Consider the following 18072-nt stretch of genomic DNA (forward strand, 5'->3'; position numbering starts at 1 on the left):
GGCGTCGGTGGTCGGGCAGTAGGGCGTTCGCGCCCCCCGGTAAGCCCTTGCTTCGAGCGCGCTCCAACGAGTTGGCTTGTGCCTCATGGAGTACACGCAGCTCGGACGCACCGGACTCAAGGTCAGCCGCCTCGTCCTCGGCACGATGAACTTCGGCCCGCAGACCGACGAGGCCACCAGCCACGCCATCATGGACGCGGCGCTCGACGCCGGCCTGAACTTCTTCGACACGGCCAACGTCTACGGCTGGGGCGAGAACAAGGGCCGCACCGAGGAGATCATCGGCTCCTGGTTCGCGAAGGGCGACGGCCGCCGCGACCGCACCGTCCTCGCCACCAAGGTGTACGGCAACATGGGCACGGACGGCGAGGCCTGGCCGAACCACGACAAGATCTCCGCCCTCAACATCCGACGCGCCGTCGACGCCAGCCTCAAGCGGCTCGGCACCGACTACATCGACGTCTACCAGTTCCACCACGTCGACCGCGCCACCCCCTTCGACGAGGTGTGGCAGGCGATCGACGTCCTGATCCGGCAGGGCAAGATCCTCTACGCCGGCTCCTCCAACTTCCCCGGCTACAAGATCGCCCAGGCCAACGAGGCCGCCGCCCGCCGCGGCATGGTCGGCCTCGTCAGCGAGCAGTGCCTCTACAACCTCTACGAGCGCCGCGCCGAGATGGAGGTCATCCCGGCCGCGCAGGAGTACGGCCTCGGGGTCATCCCCTGGTCGCCGCTGCACGGCGGTCTGCTCGGCGGTGTCCTGAAGAAGGAGACCGAGGGCAGGCGCCGCACCGAGGGCCGCGCGGCGGAGACCCTCGCGGACCCGGCGAAGCGGGCGCGGTTCCAGGCGTACGAGGACCTCCTCGACAAGCACGGCCTGGCCCCCGGCGAGGTCGGCCTGGCCTGGCTCCTCACCCGCCCCGGCGTCACCGGCCCGATCGTCGGCCCCCGCACCCCGGAGCAGCTGGCGGGCGCCCTGCGCGCCCTGGAGCTGGAGCTGTCGGACGAGCTCCTCGCCGAGCTGGACGCGATCTTCCCGGGCCCGGGTCCGTCCCCGGAGGCCTTCGCCTGGTAGGGGCGGTCAGTTCCCGCCGAGCCAGCTGGTGGCGTCGAGGCGGAACGCGGTCTCCGCGGGGACCACGTTCCGCAGGTCCGCCTCCAGGGCGCGGACGCGGTCGGCCCCGAGGACCGCGCTCCACTCGGCCCGCAGTTCGTCGAAGACGGCGGCGGAGCGGGCCAGGGCGTCGCGGCCGCGCGGGGTGAGGCGGACGAGTTTGCGGCGCGCGTCGGCGGGGTCGTCGGCGCGTTCCGCGTAGCCGAGGGCGAGGAGCCGGTCGACGGTCTTGCCGGCCGCCTGCTTGGAGACGCCGAGGCGGCGTCCGATCTCGCTGGCGGTGGCGCCCCGGCCGCCGATGGCCTGCATGGCGAAGCCGTGGGCGGGGCGCATGCCGGGATGTCCCTCGTCGGCGAGGCGGGCGTGCAGCCGGTCGATGAGGGTGCGGAAGCCGCCGAGGAGCAGCAGGGGCAGCTCGTAGCCGGGGGAGTCGGGAAGGCCGGGGGAGTCGGGGGAGTCGGGGGAGTCGGGGTGGGCGGGAATCCCCTTGCCCGAATCGACAACCTGGTTTACGTTCTCTTCCGGCATATGGTCAACCATGTTGTCCATTCTAGGAGGAGATCCTCTTGTCGCACACCACCGCCACCCTCCCCGAGCGCACCGCCGGCGCCGTCGCACTCCTCAAGGAGCAGGCCCCGCACGTCCTCGACGCCTTCCTCGCGCTCTCCGCCGCGTTCGAGTCCACCAGCCTCGCCCCGCACGCCCGCGAGACCGTCATCCTCACCGTCGCCCGCCGCAGCCAGTGCCACCTCTGCGTCGACATGCACGAGGCGAAGCTCGCCGCCCTCGGCCCCGCCCCCTCGCCCGAACGCCTCGACGCCGTAAGGGAGTTCACCCTTCAGGTGCTCGCCTCCTCGGGTGCGGTGTCGGACGCCGAACTGGCCGCCTTCGAGGCCGCCGGCCACACCCGCCGCAACGCCCTGGAGGTCGTCCTCGGTGTCGGCGCCTACACCCTCTCCACCTTCGCCAACCGCATGACCCGGGCCGCCTGACGGCGCCTAGCCGGCGTACGCGCCGGTGTACGGGCCGCCGAACCCCCACGCCTGGTGCATCGCGTCGGCGAAGGCGCCGGCCAGCTTGTGCTCGCCGCCGGGACCCGGGTGCGTCCCGTCGTACGTGTCCGTCCGCAGGTCGTACGAGTCCGGCACCGAGGCGAGCAGCAGCGGCGAGGCGGCCGTGTCGAGATCGGCGACCGCCTTGGCGAGCAGCTCGTTGAAGCGGTCGCACTCGGCGGCGAAGGCGGCGTCGTACGTGGCCCGGATGTTGGGGATCACCGGCAGCAGGACGGCCCGGACGCCGGGGGAGGCGGCCCGGGCGCCGGTGAGGAACGCCCGCACGTTCTCCTCGGTCTGGTCGCTGTTCGTGTAGAACCCGAGGTCGATCAGGCCGAGCGAGACGAGGAGCACGTCCGCGCGGGTCGCGGCGACGGTCTCCCCGACGACCGGCGCCATGTGCAGCCACCCCTCGCCCCACCCGGCGAGGTGCCGGCGGGCGGCGGCCGGAAACGCGGGATCGGCGTAGCCCTGCGGGTCCCCCGCCTCGCCCTCGGGCACGTACAGCCCGTCCCGGGGCCCGACGATCTCGTACCCGCCGGGCAGCACCCTCTCCAGGTGCCGCCACATGCGGTAGCGCCAGGTCCAGTCGCCGGCGCGTCCGATGGTCATGCTGTCGCCGACGAACAGAAAACGCATGGTCACATCATCCCGGACCCCGCCCGTGACCTGCGACGTGACGCGGGACACGGGCGGGGGCGTGCGCAGGGCCTCCTAGAAGAAGGTCTTGTAGGTGGTGGAGTCGGTGCGCAGGGGCAGGACGTCCGCGGCTTCGAAGGGGCGGGTGGTGCTGTCGAGGCTGGAGTAGTGCGCCGAGCCGGACGGGCCGATCGCGTAGATGTCGGACAGGTGGGCCTCGTAGCCGAGGCCGGCGGGGATGATGTGGGTGTACTTCTGCCAGCCGCCGCCGATCTTGCGGCGGGCGGTGAAGGTGCCGTCGCCCTTGCCGAGGTAGAGCCAGAGGACGCCGTCCTTGTCGCGGGCGAGGAGGTCGCCGCCGTGCGCCCCGGCGATGTTGCCGGGCGCGGTGAGGAGGTTGTAGACCTGCCAGCCGCCGCCGACCCGCACGCGCGGCTTGAACGGCTTGGCGGCGTCGCCGGTGGACGCGTAGAACCACAGGACACCGGCCGTGTCGGTCGCGAGCAGGTCGCCGCGCCGGTCGCCGTTGAGGTCGGAGCCGCCGGTGATCTTGTTGTAGACCTGCCAGCCGCCGCCGACCTTCGTGCGCGGCAGCAGCTTCTGCTTCTCGCTCTGGTGCAGCCACAGCACGCCGTCCCGGTCGCGGCCCACGATGTCGTCCGCCGCGCCGCCGCCCAGGTTCCCGGGGGAGGTCATCAGCGTGTACGCGTTCCACCCGCCGGTGCCGAGGCGCTCGGCGTCCGGCTTGTAGACGACGGGCGGGCAGCCCTCCTCGTAGCACTCCCGGTCCTTCATGCCGACGATCTGGCGCATCCCGTACGCGGAGAGGTTGCCCGCGCTGTCGCGGACGAGCGCGTCGGCGCCGCCGTTGTCGTTGAAGTCGCGTGCCCGGGTCGGGCGGGCCAGGGTGAAGGTGCCCGTCCGCTCGATGGTGCCGGCGGACAGCTTCCACGCGTACTCGCCGTTGTAGGCGCCGAAGAGGTTGCCCATGGTGGTGTCCCAGTCGACGAACGGGTTCATGTTGTCGGGCAGCAGCGCCGAGCGGCCGGTGGCCTTGTTCGTCACCCGGAAGTCGGCGTTCACCTCCTGGTTGAACTCCCAGCTGAACCGCGTCCAGGACGTGGTGATCCGGCTCGGCACCGTCACGCTCCGCAGGGCGAGGGGCGGGGGTTCGGGGAAGTCCGCCACCACGGTCACCGCCGGGGCGCCGTCCGCGTCCAGGGCGACGCGGAAGATGGCGTCCTTCACCGTCGTCGTGCTGCCCCGCACGAGGAACGTGCCGTCGGACCCGAAGACCGCGTCACTCGTGTACAGGAACGGATCGACCGTCCGGCCGTCCTTCCGCGACCTGAGCGTGATCCGGGTGTCCTCCACCGCGAGCCAGTCGTCGCCCAGCACCAACGTGGCCTTGTAGGGCAGGACTTCGCCCTCCCGGGTCTCCCGGTCGATCACGTGCGTCGTGCCGTCGGAGGCCCAGGCCACGTGGTCGGGGGTGATCTGGGGCCGACTGGTGTAGCCGTCGGGGGTGTCGTACGACTCGACGACGGACGCCGTGGCGACGTCGACCAGTACGAGCCGCCCACCGTCCGACCCCACACTGATCGCGACCGTGCCGGGGGCCGGTGAGGTGATGCTCCCGATCTCTCCGTAAGGGAGCCCGGTCACCTCACGGTCGACGGTCTGCCCGTCCGGAGCCCGGCTGACCAGGTGGACCTTCTTGGCCCAGCTGTCGAACAGCACGAGCGTCGAGCCGCTGACCGCCCGCAGCCAGTACTTCGCCTCGATGAGGACGGGCTCGCCGCCCTTCGCCATGTCGTGGAGGACGTAGTGGCCGCCGTCGACCCCCACCACGAGGTCCGACCCGGGCGAGCCCTGGTACGTGCCGCTGATGCTCGGGAGCTCGACGGACGTGCCGTCGTACCGTACCCAGTGGTCGATCCAGCCGTCGGTGAGGAAGCCGGTGGCACCGACACTGCTCACGCGCTCCGTCGACTCGATCACCGGGATCGTCGCCTCCGTGCCCGCCTCCTGCGCCAGGGCGGCGACGGGCGCCGCCGTCGCGACGCCCGGGCCCGCCGCGGTGGCGGCGGTCGTCGCCGCGAGGGTGACGGCCAGGGCGGCGGTCAGCCGGAGCCGGGACGACGGGCGGACGTGGACGGGGGTCCGGACGTCGGTACGGGTGCGGGACAAGGCGGAGCCTCCTCGGGCGAGGGAAGAGCGGGCGCGGCGCCGGGCGCCACACCCACCAGACCCGGCTCGCGCCCGAAAGGTTGTACGGGGCGACACCTCCCGTTCAGGCGGGCCGGCCCGCCTGCGCGTCCAGGAAGTCCGCCACCCGGCCCGCGAACCACTCCGCGTCGTCGTGCCACGGGAAGTGCCCGCCGCCCTTCAGGACCTCAAGGCGTCCCTGCGGGAACAGCTCCGCGTACGCGGCGGCCGTCGGCGGCGGGGTGTTCGCGTCGCCCTCGCCGGCGACGACCAGCACGGGCCGGCCGAACGCCGCGAGCGCCGCGCGCGTCGCCGCCGGGTCGTAGGCGCCCTCGGAGCCGTACACCCCGGCGGCCTCGCCGTTCCGCTGCCGGTGCGCGGCCGCGTCCCGCTCGCGCGCCGCGTCGTCCCAGGTGCCGTGGAAGAACGGCGCGACCGCCGCGAACGTCTCGGGCCCGCCCCGCCCCGACGCCAGATCCTCCAGCGCCGCGTACGCCTCCGCGAACCACGGCTCCTTCTCCCGCCACGGCCGCCGCGCCGCCGCCAGCCGCTCCTCGCCGCTCGTGTCCAGGCCGACGGCCGCCGTGCCCGGGGCCGCCAGGACCAGCCGGGACACCCGCCCGGGGTACCGGGCCGTGTACAGCGCGGCCAGGTTCGCGCCCGCCGAGTGCCCGAGGACGTCGACCGCGTCGAGGCCGAGGCGGACACGGAGCGCCTCCACGTCCTCCACCAGCCGGTCGCAGCGGTACGAGGACGGGTCCTCCGGCACCGCCGACGCGCCCGTGCCCCGCAGATCGAGCCGGATCACCGTCCGGGAGGCGGTGAGCCCGCCCAGGTCCCCGAGATACGCGGAGTCCTGCATCGGACCGCCGGGCAGACAGAGCAGCGCGGGACCGGACCCGGGGAAGGAACCGGTGACGTGACAGGCGAGTTCCGTGCCGTCCGGCGCGGTGAAGGTAGGCATGCGCGCGACCATGACAGTGGCTTCCGCGCAGGTCAAGCCTGTTTCCCCGGCGCCATGGCACGCTTGATCCCATGCGATCTGCACTGTGCGCCCTCGCCGCGGCCGCCACCCTGGCGCTGCTCCCGGCCGGCCATGCCCACGCCGAAGGGCAGGAACCCGACCGGGACTTCACCCTCGCCGACCCGCGGATCACCGAGTCCAGCGGCCTCGCCGCCAGCCGGGCGCACCCCGGGATCTACTGGACCCACAACGACCAGGACCAGCCCCGGATCTTCGGCGTCGACTCCCGTACGGGAGAGACGGTCGCGACCCTGACGATGGCCGGGGTCGGCACCCCCCGGGACATGGAGGCCATCTCCGTCGGCCCGGACGGCGACATCTACGTCGGCGACATCGGCGACAACCTCGACGGCTCCTGGGACCACGTCTGGATCTACCGCTTCCCCGAGCCGAAGACCCTCAAGGACCAGACCGTCCGGGCGACGCAGTACGACGTGAAGTACGCCGACGGGCCCCGCAACGCCGAGGCGCTGATGGTCCACCCGAAGACCGGCCGCGTCTACATCGCCAGCAAGAACGAGGACGGCGGCGGCCTCTACGCCGGCCCCGAGCGCCTCTCCACCTCCGGCACCAACACCTTCCGCCGCATCGGCGAGGTCCCCTGGGTGACCGACGGCGCCTTCTCGCCCGACGGTGAACGCCTCCTCCTCCGCAGCTACTTCAGCGCCCGCGAGTACGTCTGGAAGGACGGCCGTATCGAAGGCGACGGCACCTCCCCCGGCGCCCCCTTCCAGGGGCAGGCGGAATCGGTCACGTACACGCCCGACGGCTCCGCCTACCTCTTCGGCTCCGAAGGACAGGGGAGCCGGGTCGTCCGCGTGGAGCGCGAGGACGCCCCCCGCGCCACCGACCCGGGCACGGACCCGGGCACGGGCTCGGACCCGGCCGCCCCGACCCCCGGCATGGGCGGCACCGCCCCCGCGGCCACCGACTCCGGCGGCAGCGCCACCACCGGCTTCCTCGTCCTCGCCGGCGCCACCGTCCTCGTCCTCGGCATCAAGCGGCTCCTGCGGCGCGGCTGACCTCCCAGGGCCAGACTGGAAGGAGAGCGAAGAGGTGAGGCGTCATGACGGCATTCACGCGTGAGGACACCCCGGTCGCCATGGAGGGCGGCGGTCTCGACTTCCGGATGCGGGAGGCGGGCGGCGGCATGACCGTCGCCTTCATCCACCTCCCCAAGGGCACCGACATGGCGCCCGCGCTCAAGGGCCTGGAGGGCGACCTGTGCCAGTGCCCGCACTGGGGATACGTCTTCAAGGGCAGCATCAGGATGCGGACCGCCTCGGGCGACGAGTCCTACGAGGCCGGGCAGGCCTACTACTGGGGCCCCGGCCACGCCCCCGAGGCGCTGGAGGACACCGACGTCGTCGAGTTCTCCCCGACGGAGGAGTTCACCGCCGTCATCGACCACGTGAAGGCGCAGGCCGGCTGACGGCCCCCGGGGACGCGCGAGGGCCCGGCGTCGGTCCTCTCCGACACCGGGCCCCGTACGCCCTGCCTGCTTACAGCTTCTCGATCACGTAGTCGACGCAGGCCGTCAGCGCGCGCACGTCCGCCGGGTCGATCGCCGGGAACATCGCGATGCGCAGCTGGTTGCGGCCCAGCTTGCGGTACGGCTCCGTGTCCACGATCCCGTTCGCGCGCAGCACCTTCGCGACCGCCGCCGCGTCGATCTCGTCCGCGAAGTCGATCGTGCCGATGACCTGCGAGCGCTTCGCCGCGTCCGTCACGAACGGCGTCGCGTACTTCGACTCCTCGGCCCACGTGTAGAGGGCGTCCGAGGACTCCTTCGTCCGCGCCACGGCCCAGTCCAGGCCGCCCTGGCCGTTGATCCACTTCAGCTGCTCGTTCAGCAGGAAGAGGGTCGACAGCGCCGGGGTGTTGTACGTCTGGTTCTTCAGCGAGTTGTCGATCGCCGTCGGCAGCGAGAAGAACTCCGGGATGTGCCGGCCGGAGGCGTGGATCCGCTGCGCGCGCTCCAGGGCCGCCGGGGAGAACGCCGCCAGCCACAGGCCGCCCTCGGCGGCGAAGGACTTCTGCGGGGCGAAGTAGTAGACGTCCGTCTCGGTGATGTCGACGGGCAGACCGCCCGCGCCCGAGGTCGCGTCCACCAGGACCAGCGCGCCCTCGTCGGCGCCCGCGACCCGCTTCAGCGGGGCGGCGACACCGGTCGAGGTCTCGTTGTGCGTGTACGCGTAGACGTCCACGCCCGCCTCGGCCACCGGCTCCGGGTGGGTGCCCGGCTCGGAGGAGACCACGGTCGGCTCGGCCAGCCACGGGGCCAGCTTCGCGGCCTTCGCGAACTTGGACGAGAACTCGCCGAAGGTGAGGTGCTGCGACTTGGACTCGATCAGACCGTGGGTCGCGATGTCCCAGAAGGCGGTCGAGCCGCCGTTGCCGAGGATCACCTCGTAGCCCTCGGGCAGCGAGAAGAGGTCACGGATCCCGGTACGGACCTCGCCGACCAGGTTCTTGACGGGAGCCTGGCGGTGGGACGTGCCCAGGAGGGACGTGCCGGTGGCGGCCAGGGCGTCCAGCGCCTCCGTCCGCACCTTGGAGGGGCCCGCGCCGAAACGACCGTCTGCGGGCTTGATGTCAGCGGGAATCTGGATGTCGGCCACGAGCCGGAGAGTATCGGGTCGGGCAGGGCCCGGTCGCGGCATGTCCGCCCGATGAGACGAACCACGAGACATCCTTGCGTTGTGGGAACAGACGACAGACACGCCGCAGGCCCCTCCGCCGACCTCGCCGCGGACCTGAGATCCGCCCTCGCCGGAGACGTCGACTTCAGCGCCTCCGCCCGGGCCCTCGCGACCATGGACGCCTCCAACTACCGCCGCGTGCCTGCCGGTACGGTCGCGCCGCGCGACGCCGACGACATCGCCGCCGCCCTGGAGATCTGCCGCCGGCACGGCGCCGTCCCCGTCGTCCCGCGCGGCGCCGGCACCTCCATCGGAGGCCAGGCCACCGGCACCGGCGTCGTGCTCGACCTCACACGCCACATGGACGGCCTCGTCTCCGTCGACCCCGCCGCCCGCACCGCCGTCGTCCGCCCCGGCCTCGTCCTCGACCGGCTGCGGGAGGCGGTGCGCCCGTACGGCCTCACCTTCGGCCCCGACCCGTCCACCCACAGCCGCTGCACCCTCGGCGGCATGATCGGCAACAACGCCTGCGGCGCCCACTCCGTCGCCTGGGGCACCACCGCCGACAACATCCACTCACTGGAAGTGGTGAGTTACCGGGGCGAGAGGTTGACACTGGGGAGAGGCGGGCAAGGCGCCCCCGCCGGCCTGACGGACCTCGTCGGCCGCAACCTCGCCCTCCTGCGCACCGGCTACCCGCCCGGCCTGCCCCGCCGCATCTCCGGCTACGCCCTCGACGCGCTGCTCCCCGAACGGGGCACGGACGTCGTCCGCTCCTTCGTCGGCAGCGAGGGGACCCTGGGGGTGGTGACCGAGGCGACCGTCCGTCTCGTCCCGCTGCCCGCCGACCCGGTCCTCGTCGTCCTCGGCTACGCCGACGAGACGGCCGCGGCGGACGCGGCGGCGGGCCTCGTGGCGTACGGAGCGCTGACGGCGGAAGGCATGGCGGCCGACCTGGTGGGGGACGCGCAGGGCCTGCCGCGGGGCGGGGCGTGGCTGTTCTGCGAAGCCGACGGGGACGGTGCGGCGCGGCGGCTGGTACGGGCCGCGGACGCGCTCGACACGGCCGTCGTCCGCGACCCGGCCGGGCAGCGCGCCCTGTGGCGGATCCGGGAGGACGCGGCCGGAACGGCCACCCGGATGCCCGGCGGCGGGGACGCCTGGCCCGGCTGGGAGGACTGCGCGGTGCCGCCGGCCCGGCTGGGCGCGTACCTGCGCGACTTCCGCGCCCTGCTGGCCGAGCACGGCCTGCGGGGGACCCCTTACGGGCACTTCGGCGACGGCTGCGTCCACGTCCGCGTCGACTTCGACCTGTGGACGCCGCGGGGCGTCCGCGCCTTCCGCCGCTTCTCGGAGGCCGTCGCCGGACTCGTGGTCGCGCACGGGGGCTCCCTGTCCGGCGAGCACGGGGACGGGAAGGCGCGGGCGGAGCTGCTGCCGAGGATGTACGGGGAGGAGATGGTCGGGCTGTTCGGGGCGGTGAAGGACCTGTGGGACCCGGACGGGGCACTGAACCCGGGGATGCTGGTCCGTCCCGAGCCCCTTGACTCGGGGCTGCGGTTCGAGGGGCTGCTGCCGGTGGTGGGAGTGGGGAAGGCGGCCGCGCGGTGCGTGGGGGTCGCCAAGTGCCGCGTGGCCGGGCCCGGTTCGGGGCCTTCCGTGATGTGCCCGTCCTTCCGCGCCACGGGCGAGGAGAAGCACTCGACGCGGGGCCGGGCCCGGCTCCTGCACGAGATGGCGATCGGCGAGATCATCACGGACGGCTGGCGCTCGGAGGAGGTCCGGGAAGCGCTCGACCTCTGCCTCTCCTGCAAGGGCTGCCGCAGCGACTGCCCGGTGGGCGTCGACATGGCCGCGTACAAGGCCGAGTTCCTGGACCGCCACTACGCCGGGGTGAGCGGCTGGTGGCGCCGCCCGCGCTCTCACTGGACGATGGGCCGCCTCCCCTCCCTGCTCGCCCACTTCGGACGCGGCCTGAACGCGGCGATGCGCCTCCCGTACGCCGCCCGGCTCGCCGGCGTCACTCCGGAACGGGCCATGCCGAGGGTCGCCGCACGCACCTTCACCTCGTGGTTCGCCGACCGCTCCTCCGCCCGTCCGCCCGCGCTCACCCTCTGGCCGGACACCTTCACCAACTACCTGGCACCGGAGGTCGGCCGGGCGGCGGTCCGGGTCCTGGAGGACGCCGGGCTCGGCGTACAGCTGCCCGCGGGACGGGTGTGCTGTGGGCTGACGTACGTGTCCACGGGGCAGTTGGGGGCGGCTCGCAGGGTGATGGGGAGGACGCTGGACGTGGTGGGCGGGGTGGAAGGTCCCGTAGTGGTGCTGGAGCCCTCCTGCGCGGGCACGCTCAGGACCGACCTTCCCGAGCTGCTCCCGGACGACCCGAGGGCCGCCCGCCTCGCGGCGTCCGTCCGGACGTTCGCCGAGGCCCTGGAGGAGCTGGCCCCCGACTGGACACCGCCGAGGATCGACCGCCCGGTCACCGGCCAGACCCACTGCCACCAGCACGCCGTCCTGGGCGACGCGCCGGACCGGCGCCTGAGGGAACGGGCGGGGCTGGTCGGCGAGTTGGCGGGCGGCTGCTGCGGCCTGGCGGGCAACTTCGGCTTCGAGCCGGGCCACGAGGAGGTCTCGCGCGCGTGCGCGGAGGACCGGCTCCTGCCGGCGTTGCGTACGGCTCCGAGCACGGCGGAGGTCCTGGCGGACGGCTTCTCGTGCCGCACCCAGATCGGACACCTGACGCCCGGCAGGGGGCGACACCTGGCGGAGGTCCTGGCGGAGGCGCTGGACGAGGAGGGGTGAGGCCGGTTCAAAGCTGTTGACCGCCTCCGGTGGTCGGTGCTGGAGTCGGCGTGTGGACAGCGTTCCCGCCAACCGGCGGCTCTGGAATCGGATCAGCGGCGCCTATCAGCGTGAGCACGATCCTCGGATCGGCGCCGCGCCCCGGCTGTGGGGGATGTACTCCGTTCCCGACGCGGAGCTGCGCGCCCTGGGTGAGGTCCGGGGGAAGCGCGTCCTCGAACTCGGCTGTGGCGCCGGACAGTGGTCCAGGGCGCTCGTCGCCGAGGGGGCCGCCGTGGTCGGGGTCGATCTGTCCGAGGCCCAACTCGCCGCGGCAGTAGGCGCGATGGGGGAGGACCGGTACCCGCTGGTGCAGGGCGCGGCCGAGCGGCTGCCCTTCGCCGACGAGAGCTTCGACCTGGTGTTCTGCGACTTCGGCGGGCTCAGCTGGGCGCCCCCGCACCTGGCCGTGCCGCAGGCCGCGCGGGTCTTGCGGCGGGGCGGGCGTCTGGTGTTCAACGTCGCCAGTCCGTGGTTCGAAGCCTGCTACGACGAGGCCGCCGGCCGTGTGACCACGACGCTGCAGAAGGACTACTTCGGGCTGGACGCCATCGCCGAGGGCGACGGGGCGACCAGCTATCAGCTCACGTACGGCGACTGGGTCAGGGTGCTGCGCGGCGCGGGTCTCGTCATCGACGACCTCATCGAGCCCCGGCCCGGCCCCGGTACGCCCAACGGCTACAACGAGACCGATCCGCCCGACTGGGCGCACCGCTGGCCCGCGGAACTGCTCTGGGTGACCCACAAGCCGTAGGCCGGTCCGTCCGGCCGTATCGGCCCGCACTGTCATGAGTGCGGGCCGGGGAGCATGGGGCCGCCGCCGTGGGCGGACGGCGTCCTCCGGTCAGAGCGCGATCAGGCCGGCCGCCGTCGGCTCGAATCCGCAGGCGTCGACGTAGAACGCCCGCAGGTCGTCCTCGAAGTCGACGTGGAGCCACGCGCATCCGGCCGCGCGGGCCCGCCGGGCGGCCTCGGCGACGAGCTCGGCCCCGATCCCCGACCGGCGGCGGCCTCCCGCGACCACGGTGTCGAGGACGAACGCGTGTCCGCCGCCGTCCCACGCGACGTTGACGAACCCGACGAGTGCGTCACCGTCACGCGCGCAGACCCATCCGAGACTGTGCCGCCGCACCCGCCCCTCCCAGTCGACCTCCGGCGTCGACGCGCCGAAGCCCTCCGCGTGCAGCGCGCCGAGCGCGGCGTTGTCGAAGGCGCCGCGCCACTCGTAGTCGATCGTCACGCCCCGAGGGTAAATGCGTCGACAGCGTCCCTCGTTCCCGGCAGAGTGCCCGTTCGTGACGAGCAGTGAGCTGTGGACCCGAGAGACCGCCGAACGCTACGACGCCGAGGAGACCCCGGCATCCGGACCGACCCTCGACTTCCTCGCCGAGCTGGCCGGAGACGGCCGGGCGCTGGAGTTCGCCATCGGCACCGGACGCGTGGGCGTCCCCCTCCGGGAACGCGGCGTGCCGGTCGTGGGCATCGAACTGTCCGCGCACATGGCGGCGGTACTGCGGCGCAAGGTCGACGAGGACACGCTCCCGGTGACCATCGGGGACATGGCCACCACCGTCGTCCCGGGCGGGTTCGCCCTGGTCTACCTCGTCTACAACACGATCTCGAACCTGCTCACGCAGGACGAGCAGGTGGAGTGCTTCCGCAACGCCGCACGCCACCTGGAGCCCGGCGGCCGCTTCGTCATCGAGCTGCTCGTGCCGCCCCTGCGGCTCCTGCCGCCCGGCCAGGTCGCGGTGCCGTTCGACGTCTCCGAGCGGCATCTCGGCTTCGACACCTTCGACCTGGTCGAGCAGGTCCTCGTCTCGCACCACTTCACCCTTGAGGACGGCCGCTACCGCCGCGGGAACTCCCGCCACCGGTACGCCTGGCCCGCGGAACTCGACCTGATGGCACGGCTCGCCGGCCTTGAGCTCGAACGCCGCGTCGCGGACTGGGACGGCACCCCGTTCACCCAGGACTCACCGAAGCACGTCTCCGTGTGGCGCAAGCCGACGGCGTGACCCGCGCGCGGAGTGGCCCGGGGGCGGCGGCCGAGCCCTGACCGCGCACCCCGAGCGGCCTAAGGTGCGGGTATGGACCTACCCGCACCCACCGCCACCTGCTCCTGCTGTGGTGACCCGCTCCTCGACGAGCGGCGGATCGACGTTCGCTTCGGGCTTCCGGACATCGCTTTCGAGCTGCCGGAGGAGGCCCGGCGGTCGCCCGGCCCCAGCGCGCTGCTCGCGCTCGACGGGGCCGGTTTCTTCGTGCGGTGCCTGCTGCCCGTGCGGCTGACGGGCGAGACCGAGCTGGTGCTCGGGGCCTGGGCGGAGGTGGACGAGGAGACGTTCCTGCACGCCGCCGACGTCTGGGACGACGAGGCCGCGTACCCGGAGCTCGTCGTGCGCGGGCGGCTCGCGAACGCCGTGAAGCCGTGGGGCGAGGAGGTGCTCGGCGCGGAGCTCACGGGGCGGATCAAGGACGCCGGGGAGCTGCCGTACCTCGTGGAGGGGCACGGGCCTGAGGCGGAACGGCTGATCGGGCAGGTCTGGGACCGGGACCACGTGCTCGCCCGCTTCCCGCACCCGCTGCCGGTCGCGGTCCGGACGGAGCTCGGTGACGGGTGGTCGGTGGAGCGGTCCGCCGGGTTCTCGGGGCGGTTCGAGAACGGTGTCGACCAGTTCGCGACGCAGGGCCGCAGCGTGGCCGTGACGCTCTTCCAGGACACCGAGCAGGGGCGCTCGGCCGAGGACTTCCTCGCCGCGCTGATCGGTGAGGAGCCCGGGGCACCCGTGGTGCCGGAGGGCCAGGAGCACGGGGAGAGGTCGGCGGACGGCGCGGTCCGGTACGCCTCCTGGCTCACGCCGCGGGACACGGGCCGGACGCGGCACGAACTGACGGCGTACGCGGTGGAGCCCGACGGCTCGGCGGCCGGCCTGTTCTGCTCGTACGAGGAACCGGGGCAGCACGCCTGGGCGCAGCACGTCTGGCGCTCGCTGCGGCGGGAGCGGTAGCGGCAGCGGTAGCGGGGCTTTCCGGCTCAGGTGTCGTGGACGATGTCCCGGGCCATGCGGACCAGGGCCTCTGTCGCCGGGTGGGGGAAGGCGTCGCGCCAGGCGAGGAGGACGGGGAGGGGCGGGGCGCCGGGCAGGGGGCGGTAGGCGACTCCGGGGTGGGGGTGGAGCGCCGCCGTGGAGGCGGAGGAGACGCCCACACCCCGGGCCGCGGCGATGGCGGTGAGCCAGTCGTCGGTGTTGGCGACCGTGAGGGTGCTCGTGGGGCGGGCGGGCAGGGGCCACAGGGTCAGGGTGGTCGTGCCGGAGACCGTGTTCAGGACGACCGTCTCGTCGGCGAGGTCGAGGAGGGTCAGCTCGCCCGGGCGGTCCGCCAGGGGGCTGTCCGCGGGGAGTGCGGCCACGCGGGGCTCGGTGGTGAGTTCGGCGGTGACGAGGCCGGGGGCCTCGACGGCGCCGCGCAGCAGGGCCGCGTCGACCTGGCCCCTGGCCAGGCCGGCCGTGCGGTCGTCGACGCGGAGGAGTTCGAGGGGGGTCTCCGGGTGCTCGCGCTGCCAGCGGCGCAGGAGGGGGGTCGTGTACGGGCCGAAGGCCGACCAGGCGTGGCCGAGGCGCAGGGGGCGGTGGTGGAGCCGCGCCGGGTCGACGGCCGCGTCGAAGGCGGCCAGTGCGGCGGCGGCCCGTTCGCGGAAGGCGCGGCCTTCGGGGGTGAGGGCGAGGTGGTGGGTGGAGCGGTCGACGAGCCGGGCGCCGAGGTGCCGTTCGAGGGCGGCGAGGGTGCGGGAGACGGCGGGCTGGGTGAGGTGGAGCCGGGCGGCGGCGCGGGTGAGGTTCTCCTCCTCGGCGATGGCGAGGAAGCAGCGGAGGTGGCGCAGCTCGATGCGCAGGGTCATGTTTCCGGAGCATAACCGCAGGGTGATCGGCATTTCCGTTGGCGGGCCCGGGGTCCGTAGCGTGGAAGCGGAATCCGGTCGTCAGGGTACGGGGGAGTACATTACTCTGGACTGAGAGTTTAGTGGAATGCACTTGGGAGGTGTGGCGGTGAGCGTGGACAGCCAGGTGGCGGAGGCGGCCCCCGTTCCCGCGGCGGACTCCGTGGCGGGTTCCGTGGCGGGGGCCGCGGTGGATTCCGGCGTGCCTGCGGGGCGCCGTGCCGGCCGTGCCTCCGGTGTCGCGTCCCGGCGGTTCGGGCCCGTCGCGCTCGTCGTCGCCGGAGGGCTCTCCGTACAGTTCGGGTCCGCCGTCGCCGTCCTGCTGATGCCGCGCGCCGGGGCGTTCGGCGTCGTCACGCTGCGGCTCGTGCTCGCCGCGCTCGTCCTGCTGCTGGTCTGCCGGCCCAAGGTGCGCGGCTACAGCCGGGCCGACTGGGGGACCGTCGTCGCCTTCGGCGCCGCCATGGCGGGCATGAACATCCTCTTCTACCAGTCGATCGACCGGATCCCGCTCGGTGCGGCCGTCACCCTGGAGGTGCTCGGCCCGCTGGTCCTCTCCGTCGTCGCCTCGCGGCGGCTCGTCAATCTCGCCTGGGCCGGGCTCGCCTTCGGCGGTGTCGCGCTGCTCGGCGGCGGCGGGTTCGACGGGCTCGACCCGCTCGGTGCGGGCTTCGCGCTCGCGGCGGGCGCCATGTGGGCGGCGTACATCGTCTTCAGCGCGCGGACCGGCCGGCGGTTCCCGCAGGCCGACGGGCTGGCGCTCGCGATGGCCTTCGGCGCGGTCCTCAGCCTGCCGCTCGGCATCGCGGAGGCGGGCGGCGCGCTGGTCGTGCCGTCGACGGTCGCGCTGGGCCTCGGCGTCGCACTGCTCTCCTCGGTGCTTCCGTACACCCTCGAACTCCTCGCCCTGCGCCGCCTGCCCGCCCCGACCTTCGCCGTCCTGATGAGCCTGGAGCCCGCCATCGCCGCCGGTGCCGGCTTCCTCGTGCTGCACCAGGCCCTGTCCGTGACGGAGGGCCTCGCGATCGCCCTCGTCATCGCGGCGAGCATCGGTGCGGTGCGCACGCAGAAGGCCGCGGCGGCCGCCACCGCCCCCGCCGTCACGTAGCCCCCTCGCTTTCCCCTCGCCCCGCGCCCTCGGCCGGTGGGGCGGTCCGGAGACTCCGGACCGCCCCACCGGCCGTCGCGTTTCCCCGTCGCGTTTCCCCGTCGCGCATAGCGTTCACCTTCTCGCTAGTGCAACGCTCCGGCATATGTCGTTGCGTCAATTCTGATTCTATTGCAACGAAATATCTGCTCTGAGCTGCAGTGATACCCATCTAATGCAACGAGAGTGTTGCTGAGAACTGGAAAGCAACGTAGCTTTTCTCATGTCGGAAACGCCGACGGGAACACCACTCCACAGGAGCGCACCTCATGCAGACCTTCGCCGCCACCGCCCCGATCGCCGCCCTCGTCGCCATCCCGGCCGGTCGCCTCCGCTTCGTCGCCGCCGAGCGGGCCGACGTCACCGTCGAGGTCCGGCCGCTCGACGCCAAGAAGTCCCGTGACGTGAAGGCGGCCGAGGGGACCGCCGTCTCCTTCGCCGACGGCGTCCTGCGGGTCACCGGGGCCGAGGGCGCGAACCAGCTCTTCGGGCCGTCCGGTTCCGTCGACGTCACCGTGCAGCTCCCGGCCGGGTCCTCCGTCGAGGGCAAGGCCGCCGCAGCGGACCTGCGCGGTGTCGGGCGGCTCGGGGACGTCACCTTCGAGGCCGCTCAGGGCCCGGTCGAGCTCGACGAGGCCGGCCGCGTCCGGATCGTCCTCCAGGACGGGGACATCACCCTCGGCCGCCTCGGCGGCGACGCCGAACTCACCACCGCCCGCGGCGACCTGCGCGTCGCCGAGGCCGCCGGCGGCACCGTCGTCCTCGACACCCAGGCCGGGTCCATCACCGTCGGCGCCGCCCCGGGCACCTCCGCCACCCTCGACGCCCGCACCGCCCTCGGCCGGATCGGCAACGGCCTCCGCAACGCCCAGGGCTCCGGCGCCGCGCTCGCCATCCGCGCCACCACCGCCCTCGGCGACATCACCGCCCACAGCAACTGAGACCCGCCCGCCCACAGCCCCAAGGAGCGAACCGTCATGACGAACCCCGCCATCGCGGCGAACGGTCTGCGCAAGTCGTACGGCGACAAGGTCGTCCTCGACGGAGTCGACCTGGCCGTCCCCGAAGGAACGATCTTCGCCCTGCTCGGTCCGAACGGCGCGGGCAAGACCACCGCCGTGAAGATCCTCTCCACCCTCGTCACCGCCGACGCCGGCCACGCCGCCATCGCCGGACACGACCTCACCACCGACGCCCACCGCGTCCGCGCCGCCATCGGCGTCACCGGACAGTTCTCCGCGGTCGACGGACTCATCACCGGCCTGGAGAACATGCTCCTCATGGCCGACCTGCACCACCTGCCCAAGCGGGAAGGACGGCAGGTCGCCGCCGAACTCCTCGAACGCTTCGGCCTCACCGACGCAGCCGGCAAGCCCGCCTCCACCTACTCCGGCGGCATGAAACGCCGCCTCGACATCGCCATGACCCTCGTCGGCGGCCCCCGCATCATCTTCCTCGA

General features: G+C 73.3%; 18 protein-coding genes. 11 read left to right on the plus strand and 7 right to left on the minus strand.

Translation table 11 applies throughout. From position 1 onward, the window contains the following. The first annotated feature begins 85 nt into the window (after nucleotides 1-85). Nucleotides 86-1075, plus strand: a complete 990-nt coding sequence (locus ABZ621_RS25215) for an aldo/keto reductase (protein WP_360608223.1) — start codon at nucleotides 86-88, stop codon at nucleotides 1073-1075. Nucleotides 1076-1081: 6 nt separating this feature from the next. Here the strand turns inward: ABZ621_RS25215 and ABZ621_RS25220 are convergent, their stop codons facing one another. Then, a complete protein-coding gene (locus ABZ621_RS25220; RefSeq protein WP_360608225.1) occupies nucleotides 1082-1654 on the minus strand; it encodes a MarR family winged helix-turn-helix transcriptional regulator in 573 nt (190 codons plus the stop codon). Nucleotides 1655-1680: 26 nt separating this feature from the next. Between ABZ621_RS25220 and ABZ621_RS25225 the strand changes: the two genes are divergently transcribed. Beyond that, nucleotides 1681-2106, plus strand: coding sequence for a carboxymuconolactone decarboxylase (locus ABZ621_RS25225; protein WP_360608227.1), 426 nt, complete (start codon nucleotides 1681-1683; stop codon nucleotides 2104-2106). A gap of 6 nt (nucleotides 2107-2112) precedes the next feature. Here the strand turns inward: ABZ621_RS25225 and ABZ621_RS25230 are convergent, their stop codons facing one another. From ABZ621_RS25230 to ABZ621_RS25240, 3 genes are all read right to left on the minus strand, one after another. Continuing rightward, nucleotides 2113-2805: a GDSL-type esterase/lipase family protein gene (locus tag ABZ621_RS25230; RefSeq protein ID WP_360608229.1), complete on the minus strand. Its 693-nt coding sequence runs from the start codon at nucleotides 2803-2805 to the stop codon at nucleotides 2113-2115. A gap of 75 nt (nucleotides 2806-2880) precedes the next feature. Then, a complete protein-coding gene (locus ABZ621_RS25235; RefSeq protein ID WP_360608231.1) occupies nucleotides 2881-4995 on the minus strand; it encodes a hypothetical protein in 2115 nt (704 codons plus the stop codon). Nucleotides 4996-5098: 103 nt separating this feature from the next. Next, nucleotides 5099-5977 (minus strand): alpha/beta hydrolase, encoded by an 879-nt coding sequence (locus tag ABZ621_RS25240; RefSeq protein WP_360608233.1) that lies wholly within the window; start codon nucleotides 5975-5977, stop codon nucleotides 5099-5101. A gap of 71 nt (nucleotides 5978-6048) precedes the next feature. Between ABZ621_RS25240 and ABZ621_RS25245 the strand changes: the two genes are divergently transcribed. Both ABZ621_RS25245 and ABZ621_RS25250 read left to right on the plus strand, forming a co-directional pair. Beyond that, complete coding sequence (locus tag ABZ621_RS25245; RefSeq protein ID WP_360608235.1) at nucleotides 6049-7059, plus strand: WD40 repeat domain-containing protein; 1011 nt, start codon at nucleotides 6049-6051, stop codon at nucleotides 7057-7059. A gap of 44 nt (nucleotides 7060-7103) precedes the next feature. After that, nucleotides 7104-7469 carry a hypothetical protein gene (locus tag ABZ621_RS25250; protein WP_360608237.1) on the plus strand — a complete coding sequence of 122 codons (366 nt, stop codon included), beginning with the start codon at nucleotides 7104-7106 and terminating at the stop codon, nucleotides 7467-7469. A 70-nt stretch (nucleotides 7470-7539) separates the two neighbouring features. On the opposite strand, the gene serC is transcribed toward ABZ621_RS25250, so the two are convergent. Beyond that, on the minus strand, nucleotides 7540-8658 hold the full coding sequence (gene serC, locus ABZ621_RS25255; protein WP_360608239.1) for a phosphoserine transaminase: 1119 nt from the start codon (nucleotides 8656-8658) through the stop codon (nucleotides 7540-7542). Between the two features lie 51 nt (nucleotides 8659-8709). On the opposite strand from serC, the gene ABZ621_RS25260 reads away from it, so the two are divergent. Beyond that, nucleotides 8710-11484, plus strand: a complete 2775-nt coding sequence (locus ABZ621_RS25260) for an FAD-binding and (Fe-S)-binding domain-containing protein (RefSeq protein WP_360608241.1) — start codon at nucleotides 8710-8712, stop codon at nucleotides 11482-11484. A 52-nt stretch (nucleotides 11485-11536) separates the two neighbouring features. Further along, the gene (locus ABZ621_RS25265) at nucleotides 11537-12277 is read left to right on the plus strand and encodes a class I SAM-dependent methyltransferase (protein WP_360608243.1); all 741 of its coding nucleotides are present in this window, start codon (nucleotides 11537-11539) and stop codon (nucleotides 12275-12277) included. Nucleotides 12278-12367: 90 nt separating this feature from the next. Here the strand turns inward: ABZ621_RS25265 and ABZ621_RS25270 are convergent, their stop codons facing one another. After that, a complete protein-coding gene (locus ABZ621_RS25270) occupies nucleotides 12368-12763 on the minus strand; it encodes a GNAT family N-acetyltransferase (RefSeq protein WP_360608245.1) in 396 nt (131 codons plus the stop codon). A 55-nt stretch (nucleotides 12764-12818) separates the two neighbouring features. Between ABZ621_RS25270 and ABZ621_RS25275 the strand changes: the two genes are divergently transcribed. Next, nucleotides 12819-13541 (plus strand): class I SAM-dependent methyltransferase, encoded by a 723-nt coding sequence (locus ABZ621_RS25275; RefSeq protein WP_360608247.1) that lies wholly within the window; start codon nucleotides 12819-12821, stop codon nucleotides 13539-13541. A 72-nt stretch (nucleotides 13542-13613) separates the two neighbouring features. Then, the gene (locus tag ABZ621_RS25280) at nucleotides 13614-14534 is read left to right on the plus strand and encodes a DUF2199 domain-containing protein (RefSeq protein WP_360608249.1); all 921 of its coding nucleotides are present in this window, start codon (nucleotides 13614-13616) and stop codon (nucleotides 14532-14534) included. 26 nt (nucleotides 14535-14560) lie between these two features. On the opposite strand, the gene ABZ621_RS25285 is transcribed toward ABZ621_RS25280, so the two are convergent. Continuing rightward, nucleotides 14561-15460: a LysR family transcriptional regulator gene (locus tag ABZ621_RS25285; protein ID WP_360608251.1), complete on the minus strand. Its 900-nt coding sequence runs from the start codon at nucleotides 15458-15460 to the stop codon at nucleotides 14561-14563. Nucleotides 15461-15581: 121 nt separating this feature from the next. On the opposite strand from ABZ621_RS25285, the gene ABZ621_RS25290 reads away from it, so the two are divergent. The 3 genes from ABZ621_RS25290 to ABZ621_RS25300 all read left to right on the plus strand — a co-directional run. Continuing rightward, nucleotides 15582-16574 (plus strand): EamA family transporter, encoded by a 993-nt coding sequence (locus ABZ621_RS25290; RefSeq protein WP_360608269.1) that lies wholly within the window; start codon nucleotides 15582-15584, stop codon nucleotides 16572-16574. Nucleotides 16575-16882: 308 nt separating this feature from the next. Next, nucleotides 16883-17554, plus strand: a complete 672-nt coding sequence (locus tag ABZ621_RS25295; protein ID WP_360608253.1) for a DUF4097 family beta strand repeat-containing protein — start codon at nucleotides 16883-16885, stop codon at nucleotides 17552-17554. Nucleotides 17555-17590: 36 nt separating this feature from the next. After that, on the plus strand, nucleotides 17591-18072 hold a 482-nt coding region (locus tag ABZ621_RS25300; protein ID WP_360608255.1), incomplete at its 3' end, for an ATP-binding cassette domain-containing protein.

This window comes from Streptomyces sp. NPDC007863 (assembly GCF_040633895.1).
Taxonomy (GTDB): Bacteria; Actinomycetota; Actinomycetes; order Streptomycetales; family Streptomycetaceae; genus Streptomyces.